Source organism: Mycolicibacterium arseniciresistens, assembly GCF_030519285.1.
GTDB classification, from domain to species: domain Bacteria; phylum Actinomycetota; class Actinomycetes; order Mycobacteriales; family Mycobacteriaceae; genus Mycobacterium; species Mycobacterium arseniciresistens.
In genome coordinates this window covers 1-4,099 of sequence record NZ_JAUMSQ010000438.1, presented here as the reverse complement: position 1 = coordinate 4,099, position 4,099 = coordinate 1, and the positions used below count along the sequence as shown (strand labels likewise).

Annotated in this window: 5 protein-coding genes; all 5 read right to left on the bottom strand. The window is 67.5% G+C overall.

Translation table 11 applies throughout. The annotated features are described in order from the left end of the window. Window positions 1-555 (bottom strand): hypothetical protein (locus tag Q2100_RS30055; RefSeq protein WP_407667725.1); only part of this gene is annotated, 555 nt, incomplete at its 3' end. Beyond that, entirely contained in the window at window positions 552-683 is a 132-nt protein-coding gene (locus tag Q2100_RS30050) for a hypothetical protein (RefSeq protein ID WP_302916958.1), read from the bottom strand. The genes Q2100_RS30050 and Q2100_RS30055, both read right to left, overlap by 4 nt. A gap of 13 nt (window positions 684-696) precedes the next feature. Continuing rightward, window positions 697-1,500 carry a CbbQ/NirQ/NorQ/GpvN family protein gene (locus Q2100_RS30045; RefSeq protein ID WP_264012119.1) on the bottom strand — a complete coding sequence of 268 codons (804 nt, stop codon included), beginning with the start codon at window positions 1,498-1,500 and terminating at the stop codon, window positions 697-699. 22 nt (window positions 1,501-1,522) lie between these two features. Continuing rightward, window positions 1,523-3,055 (bottom strand): nitric oxide reductase activation protein NorD, encoded by a 1,533-nt coding sequence (locus Q2100_RS30040; protein ID WP_302916957.1) that lies wholly within the window; start codon window positions 3,053-3,055, stop codon window positions 1,523-1,525. Window positions 3,056-3,260: 205 nt separating this feature from the next. Further along, on the bottom strand, window positions 3,261-3,863 hold the full coding sequence (locus Q2100_RS30035) for a TetR/AcrR family transcriptional regulator (RefSeq protein ID WP_302916956.1): 603 nt from the start codon (window positions 3,861-3,863) through the stop codon (window positions 3,261-3,263). Window positions 3,864-4,099 lie beyond the last annotated feature (236 nt).

Below are 4,099 nucleotides of genomic sequence, written 5' to 3'. Positions count from 1 at the left end.
GGTGATGATCATCCACTGGTGGCCCCAGCGCTTCATCTGCAGGAATCCGATCGCCGCAGCGCACCGCATCGCGAAGACGGTGATGATCATGCCCATCACCATCGCCTTCTCGCCGGGACCCGCGGCACCGCCGACCCACAGTTCGTTGTAGTGCCAGAAGTATCCGGCGTCGAACATGTGGCCCCACCCGACCATCAGCACCCGGTTGATCAGGGTGTGATTGGCGACGAGATCCAGTGCCCAGCCCAGACTGTTGAGCATTCCGTCGATGAGGACGAGGTAGCCGATCAGGGTGACGATCATCGGGCGCACCGACAGCCCGGCCCGTAACGCCTGGCGCTGCAGCCATACTCCGCGCATGAAGATCGGGAATCCGATCAGGCCGGGCGCCCACATTCCCATCAGTGCGGCGCCGACGATCATCCACTTGTCGGCCCGCCGTTGCGCGAGGCGCGATTCGTCGTGGTGCTCATCGAACGACACCGACCCGCCCGGCGGCGCGCCCGCCACCGCCGCCCCAGCCGCCGAACGCCGGCCGAGCAGTGGCAGGTTCACAGGTCCCACCACCCGCGGCTGAACGACATGTACAGCTGGATCAGGAACATCACCAACAGGTAGCCGTAGATCGCGACCTGGAAGACGATGAGTGCCCGCTTCCGCTTCTTCTCTCTCTGGTCGACCATCGGAAATCCCTTTCTAGAGTGGTTGCGCGCTGGAGGTATCGCTCATCAGGCTGGCGGCCGCGACCTCCCGCAGGCCGTCGTTGATCGCGCCGTCGGTGCTCAGCGGTGCCAGGATGCTGGCTTCGGCCGCTTCGAGTTCGCCTGCGCCCGCGGCGATCAGCTGCCCGGCGGTGACCAGCACCCGGGTGGACGGCGGCTCGAAGTGGAAGGCCTGATCGGCGGTGCGGATGGCGGTCGCGCAGTGCACCAGTCGCCGCGCCACCGCAGAGTCGATTCCGGTCTCCGCGACGATCACCTCGGCTTCGCGTTCCGCGGGCAGATAGTTCATCGGCAGGGTGACGAACCGCTGCCGGAACGAGGGTTTGAGCTCCTTGAGTGAGCTGCGGTAGGCCGGGTTGTACGAACAGACCAGCATGAACTCCTCGGGGGCGTGTACCACCTCACCGGCCCGGTCGAGGTACAGCGCGCGGCGGTGATCGGTCAGCGAGTGCAGGATCGCCAGCGAGTCGTGGCGGGCCTCCACCACCTCGTCGAGGTAGCAGATGGCGCCGGTCTTCACCGCCCGGGTCAGGGGCCCGTCGGTCCAGACGACGTCGCCGCCGGTCACCATGAACCGTCCGACGAGATCGGAGCTCGTCAGGTCGTCGTGGCAACTGATGGTGACCACGGGCCGGTTGAGCAGCGACCCCATGTGTTCGACGAACCGGGTCTTGCCGCACCCGGTCGGTCCGGTGAGCATGACCGGGATCCTGCGCGTGTATGCCTGCTCGAACAGCTGGACCTCGTTGCCGTTCGCGTAGTAGGTGACTGGCGTCATCTCTCCCTCGGATCGTCGGCGGTCATGCGCTGACCAGTTCGCGGTGGACGTGTGCCAGCACCCTCGGCAACTCCTCCACGCGCCGGATGCGTTGCGAGCGGCGCGGTCCGAAGACCTCGGGTAGCGGATCGACCCGGGTGGGCCCGACGCCGACGTAGTACACCGAGACGCCCGCGTCGTTGGCCTCCTCGACCGCGTGCGCGGCGTCGGCCCAGGCGTAGCGGCCCTCGTAGCCCTCGTCGGAGATGAGCCCGTCGCCGATGACGATCAGCAGTCTCCGCTCGGACGGCTGCGCCAGCAGGCGGTTGGTGAGGTGGCGCAACGGGGCCCCGAGCCGGGTGTATCCGCCGGTGGTCAGCCCGAGGCTGCCGGGCGGGACGAAGCGGGCCTCCTCGAACTCCTTGAGGCAGCGCACCTCGACCCGGTGCCGGGTGTTGCCGGTGAAGACGAAGATGCCGTGCCGCTCGCGGGCGTTGGTCATGGCTCGCGACAGCGCGTCGGCGCAGGCCAGTTCCAGCCGGAAGATCCGGCCACCGTGCACACCGAGTGACGAACTGCCGTCCAAAAGCAGCGCGGTGCTGACGTCGCGGTGACGCGGCAGCAGTTCGCGGAACACCCGCGGTTCTCCCGCTTCCCCCGTCCTGCGGTCCATGTAGTGCCGGACGTACTGGTCGACGTCGAGATCCGAACCGTCCTCCAGACGACCGGTCATGGCGCGGTGGGTGTGCTCCTCGAACCACTTCCGCAGGTCGGCCGACTCGATTCTCGACTCGCCGACGTGTGCGTCGCGCGCCCGCTCCAGTACGGCGACATGATCCGGCAGGAAGCTCTTCGTCCAGGCGTTCCACTCGGGATACGGGATCCCCGGGCGGTGTTCCGGGGTGACGTCGAGGTCGCTCTCGTCGGGCCGGCTCGGCGGTGGCAGGTTCGGGTTGCGGACACCGCCGTCGCCGCCCACCGGCACCGAGTGCGGCTGGGGCATCCGCTTCTGCGTCGTGGTCCACGGCAGTCTGCCGAACTGCCTGCGGAACTTGTCGATCAGTCCGTCGGGCGCCGTGTACACCGACGGGAGCCGCCCCAGCAGCGGATCGTCGATGAGTTCGGTTCGCCGCTGCGCCATCTCGACGGCGCGCTCGATCATCGAGCGGGCGTCCATGTCGGCATCACCCGCATCCAGCGCGGGCACGACACGGCGGAACTCCGGAATCAGGCCCGGCCATCGGGAGGCGACCCAGCCGAGTGCGACTCCCGCCTCGACGAGCGTCAGCGCGTGCAGTTCCCGTGCGGACAGCTCATTGAGCCGGTAGGCCGCCAGCCGATCCTTCGACGGCGCACACTGCAGCGCGACACCGCAGGTCAGGGTTCGCCGCGACCAGTTCCGCACCGTCGGCGGATACGGGACGTGCACGAAGGTCCGGCCCGCGTTCAAGCTGAAGGCGCGGTGCGTGCCCGTCACGAGTCGCGCGCCTTCGCGGCGCTCGTCGCTCAGTGCCACCGCCGTGAGCGAGCAGCTCCGCTCCATCTCCATGGCCGCCATGTCGGCGAGTTCGGTCACCGCCGGCCACCTCCGACGGCCGGCGCCGAGCGGGACGCGGTCAGAAGGTGCCGATGTTGGAGAACATCCAATACCAGAACCAGATGATGAGTCCCGTTCCGCCCCAGGCGGCGACGTAGCGGAGAATCTCCCAGATGTAACCCATTGTGCGGCTCCCTCGTTGTGGTTTCGGAGGTCGATGGCGGGTCGCAGGGGCGGGAAGGTCTCACCGGACCTCCAGACCTCGCACCGCGGAGGCGACCAGCCCGGTCAGCACGGTGTCCCTGGTCGCGCGGTCGTTCGTCGCGGTGAGCACCCCGTAGATCCCGAGGAGGTAGAACACGGCACTGTCGAAGGCGTCGACCTGCGGGTGCAGCGCCCCCTCGCCCCGCGCCCGTTCGATCTCCCGGACCAGCAGCACGATGACGGGATGGTCGGTCCAGCCGTCCGCAAGCGGTCGTGACGGCGAGAAGTGGGACGCCAGAATGTCTTTGAAGAGGCTCTCACCGAGCCGTTGCTGAAGACCGGTGACCAGCCGGGCGACCTCCGTCAGAGTGGCCGACAGATCGTGGGGGGTGTCCAGGAACCGGGTGAGTTCGGCGGCAACACGCGACTCCTCGCGGCGTTCCAGTTCGAGCAGCACGTGGTCCTTGGTCGGGAAGTGGAAGTAGAACGTCCCGTGTGCGACGCCCGCCGCGGCCACGATGGTGGACACCTCGGCACCGGCCATACCCGATCGCTTGAACTCGGCGACCGCCGCACCCAGGATCCGCTCCCGCGTCTGCCGCCTGCGCGACTCGCGCGTGGTCGGCTTGAGGTGTGGCGTCATTGTGAGCTCAGTTCTATCGCTGTTACTGATTCAAGTCAATGACTTGTCGATATTTCTGCCCCCGGACTTGCCAGAAGCGGCTGTGCGACGGCGGTCTCACCTGCACTGTGTCGACATTCCAGATCAGTTCGCCGATACCGGTCACTGACTGGTTTCAACGAACGAAGGCCGACCTTCGGCCACCCGGCTGCGCGCTCAGTCGGAGAAGATCTCGCGGTTCACGGTGTGCAGGTACG